Below are 4316 nucleotides of genomic sequence, written 5' to 3'. Positions count from 1 at the left end.
GTAACCCGCTCTAGTCTTTTTCAGCAGCATCAATGTCCGCCGAGCACCAGCAGCTGTACCGGCATCATAATCGCCTGAATGCGCAGAATGACAGCATGAACGAGGCCGGTGGCATCCACCGCGTGCAGGAATGCCGAACGCAATGGCCCTGCGGTGCCTGCCTGCAGCTCTTCATGATTGCTGGTATAGGCATTGGCAATGCAATTGCTGCCCGGAGGCACATTGCCAAAACTATTTTCATAAAGAGGTTCCAGCGTCGCGGTAATCGTACCAGGGCGGCTCAGCTGCTGCACATCAACCAGCTGATCGCTGGCACGCACCTGCCCGCCTGCAATCACATCCTGAACCTCAGTCACCACCATCGGTACAACTGTAAAAGGCTGACCGATACAGGTAACTTCGGCGATCATGCCGGTCTTGATGACCTGTGTCTCAATCTGGTTGAAACCGGCAACCAGCCTGCCCCGTCCGGCATCATCCGGCACCAGAACACCTGCAGGGCGCAACAGCGGGTTCACCACCTCACCCGTGCGCAAGGTAAACTGCTGCACGGTACCGGACACACCGGCACGCACAGTGGTTTTATCCAGCTGCACCCGTGCTTCCTCCAGTGCGGCCTCTGCACTGGCTTTTTGCGCAGGCAATAAAGTGCTGATCTTGGTCTGTAGTGTCTGCTTTCTGGCAATTGCCTCAGCCAGTGCGCCTTTGCGTCCTTCAAGGCTGGATGTCAGGCGGTCAATTTCGCGCTGGGCAACCACATTCGGATTGCGGCGCTGCAACTCAGTCTGTGTATTGAGATCAATCTGCGCCTGCAAATAGGCGGCCTCAACTGACTGTATCGCACCATCTGTTGCAGCAATCTCAGATTTCGCCACCTCAGTTTCCGCCTGCACTTCGACAATACGCTGCTCTGCAGTTTTCATCGCAGCTTCCTGCTTGCTGCTGTCAAGGCGGAACAGCGGATCACCGGCTTTCACTTTCTGAAAGCGGGACACATAGACCTCTTCAACACGCCCCGGAATTTCCGGCAGGATTGTCACCGTGCGATAAGCGGCGGTCACATTGGATGTGGAAGGGTGATAATAAAAGATCATCGTAATCAGCGAGATTGTCAGAATAAGACAGGCTGTAATCCCCCAGCGCAGCTCAAACCACACGGAATAAAGCGTGATATGGTGACCGATAAGTTTACCCTGACCATAACGCCGGAACAGATAATCCGGCAAAATCGTCACCATTGAACAGAGAAGAAATTCCAACATTATTGCTTCTCCCCGCTCTGATCCGGATTATGAGATGAATGCCCGTCTTGAGCTGCCTGCGGCTGCACTGGTTCCGCTGGTTTAGCGGCAGCTTCCGCTACAGGAGCAGGCTGTTGCGCAGCTGGCACTGATGCAGGCGGATAGTTCTGCGGCACATAAGTGCTGCGTGCAATCCTGTTCAGAGACTTGGCCATCGAAGTGACCGGCGTAATAAAATTCGGCAGTTCAATCATCGCCAGCAAGAGGGCAGCTATCCAGAAAAGCTGATTATGGGTAAAGAGCGCAATCAGCGCCAGAACCGCAACTACCTGCAACTGCACCTTATTGGTACGATGTGCCATTTGCTCCGGCAAAGCATGAAGCCGGAGATAGAGGGTGCCAACGGCAAAGATCATGCAAATGAGAAAAACAATGACGAAATTAAACAGAATATCGGTCTGTCCCGGTGCCGTAATAAATGCGGGCACATGATCAATGGCTATGGGGTGTTTACTCACATCCATAATTTGCCTGTCTCCTGATCTGAAGATTAAGTTTCAGTGATTAAATACACTCAGCGAAAAACAGGCCGCACTTCCTGTGCAAACAAGGCCAAAAAATGTTGGTTTTAGTGCCAGAACAAGGCGCATATGAGTAAAACGGCATTAACGGCTACTGATAACGCTAAGTTGAAAAGTTCCGTGCGTCCTCATCATGAGTACAGCAAATATTTTATCAGAAATTTATAATACACAAAACAATATTGCTCAGTCGTGAAACTCTCTGCGTCATATTCCGGCAAGGATATGATTCCCGCCTTCAATGCGCCGCATCAAAGCTCTATGATAAAGGCGTTATTATCAGCATGAGATTCTTATGACAGACATTACCAGACGGATTGCCGCCATCATTGCCGGTGAGATCAATGCAAAACCGGAACAGGCGGTTGCCGCTATCGGCCTGCTTGATGAAGGCTCGACCGTACCGTTCATCGCCCGCTACCGTAAAGAAGTGACCGGTGGTCTTGATGATACGCAATTGCGTAACCTGTCCGAGCGTCTGACCTATCTGCGTGAATTAGAAGCGCGCCGCAGTTCCATTCTGGACTCCATCCGTACACAGGAAAAGCTCACACCGGAGCTGGAGCTGAAAATCGCCAAGGTCAGCACCAAAGCTGAGCTTGAAGATATCTATCTGCCCTATAAACCAAAGCGCCGTACCCGTGCCGAGATCGCGCGTGAGCGTGGCCTTGGCGCATTGGCACAGGCAATCCTTGATAATCGCGCTGCTGTGCCTGCCGAACTGGCAACTGCCTATATCACACCGGATGTGGCTGATGTGAAAGCCGCCCTTGAAGGTGCGCGCGATATTATCGCCGAAGGTATTACCGAAAATGCTGATCTGCTTGGCCGTCTGCGTAGCTACATGAAGGACAATGCGGTTCTGCAGTCCCGTGTCGTTGCCGGAAAAGAGACCGAAGGTGCAAAATTCTCCGATTATTTTGCCCATAGCGAACAGTGGAACAAGGTTGCCGGTCACCGCGCTCTTGCCATGTTGCGTGGCCGCAATGAAGATTTCCTGACACTGGACATTGTTGTTGATCAGCAAGATACATCACCGGTCAAGCCGGTTGAGCGGATGATCGCCCATAGCTATCAGGTCGGCGGCACGCTGGCCGGTGATAAATGGCTGATGGAAGTGATCGGCTGGACCTGGCGTGTGAAACTCTCGCTATCCCTCTCCCTCGATCTGATGCGCGATCTGCGCGAGCGTGCGGAAGAAGAAGCGATTAATGTTTTCGCCCGCAATCTGAAAGACCTGCTGCTGGCAGCGCCTGCCGGTTCCCGTGCTACCATGGGTCTTGATCCGGGCATCCGCACCGGTGTGAAAGTGGCGATCGTTGACGGTACCGGCAAGCTGCTGGACACCGCAACGGTCTATCCGTTCCAGCCACGCAATGATCTGCGCGGTGCACAGGCCGAAATCGCCTCGCTGATCCGCAAGCATAAAGTTGAACTGATCGCCATTGGTAACGGCACCGCAAGCCGTGAGACCGAGCGTATGGTTGCCGATCTGCTCGGCGATATGCCTGCTCCGAAACCGCTTAAAGCGATTGTTTCAGAAGCCGGTGCATCGGTTTACTCAGCCTCGGAAACAGCGGCAGCAGAATTCCCGCAGCTTGATGTATCCCTGCGCGGCGCAGTTTCTATCGCCCGTCGCCTGCAAGACCCGCTTGCAGAGCTGGTGAAAATCGAGCCTAAATCCATCGGTGTCGGTCAGTATCAGCACGATGTGGATCAGGCACGCCTTGCCCATATGCTGAATGCGGTTGTGGAAGATGCGGTGAACGCTGTTGGTGTTGATCTCAATACGGCTTCCGCTTCACTGCTCGCCCGTGTGTCCGGCCTTGGCACATCGCTTGCCGAAGCCATTGTTGCGCATCGCAACGAAAACGGCCCGTTCAAGAAGCGTAAAGACCTGCTCAAAGTCGCGCGTCTTGGCAACCGTACCTTTGAACAGGCTGCTGGCTTCCTGCGTATCCCGAATGGTGTCGAACCGCTTGATGCCTCATCCGTGCACCCTGAAGCCTATGGCGTGGCAGCCAAGATCGTTGCCGCTTGCGGCCGCGATGTGCGCTCGCTGATGGGCGACGCCAATGCGTTGCGTGCGCTTGATCCGAAGCTCTTTGTCGATGAGCGCTTTGGTCTGCCAACCGTAAAAGACATTCTGTCGGAATTGGAAAAGCCGGGGCGTGATCCGCGTCCGGAATTCAAAACCGCCACCTTTGCCGATGGCATTGACGATATTAAAGATCTCAAACCCGGCATGTTACTGGAAGGTACTGTGACCAATGTTGCCGCCTTTGGTGCTTTTGTTGATATCGGTGTGCATCAGGATGGTCTTGTGCATGTATCCCAGCTTGCGGATAAATTCGTCAAGGACCCGCATGAAGTGGTGAAAGCCGGTGATGTGGTGAAAGTGCGTGTGACAGAAGTGGATGTGCCGCGCAAGCGTATCGGCCTGACCATGCGCAAAGACGGCGGCGGTGAAGCTGCGCCTAAGCCTATGGGCGAG

The 4316-nt window shown here is 53.7% G+C and carries 3 protein-coding genes; 1 reads left to right on the top strand and 2 read right to left on the bottom strand.

Translation table 11 applies throughout. The features are described from left to right. Positions 1 to 29: 29 nt before the first annotated feature. Positions 30 to 1262 (bottom strand): HlyD family secretion protein, encoded by a 1233-nt coding sequence (locus A918_RS0112135; protein ID WP_022711331.1) that lies wholly within the window; start codon positions 1260 to 1262, stop codon positions 30 to 32. Beyond that, complete coding sequence (locus A918_RS20320; RefSeq protein WP_022711330.1) at positions 1262 to 1765, bottom strand: hypothetical protein; 504 nt, start codon at positions 1763 to 1765, stop codon at positions 1262 to 1264. The genes A918_RS0112135 and A918_RS20320 overlap by 1 nt, the downstream gene beginning before the upstream one ends. Positions 1766 to 2117: 352 nt before the next feature. On the opposite strand from A918_RS20320, the gene A918_RS0112125 reads away from it, so the two are divergent. After that, a partial coding sequence (locus A918_RS0112125; protein ID WP_022711329.1) for a Tex family protein occupies positions 2118 to 4316 on the top strand: 2199 nt, incomplete at its 3' end.

Source organism: Pseudochrobactrum sp. AO18b (assembly GCF_000409565.1).
In the GTDB taxonomy this organism is placed as follows: Bacteria; Pseudomonadota; Alphaproteobacteria; order Rhizobiales; family Rhizobiaceae; genus Pseudochrobactrum; species Pseudochrobactrum saccharolyticum.
This window is presented reverse-complemented; position numbering and strand designations above follow the sequence as displayed.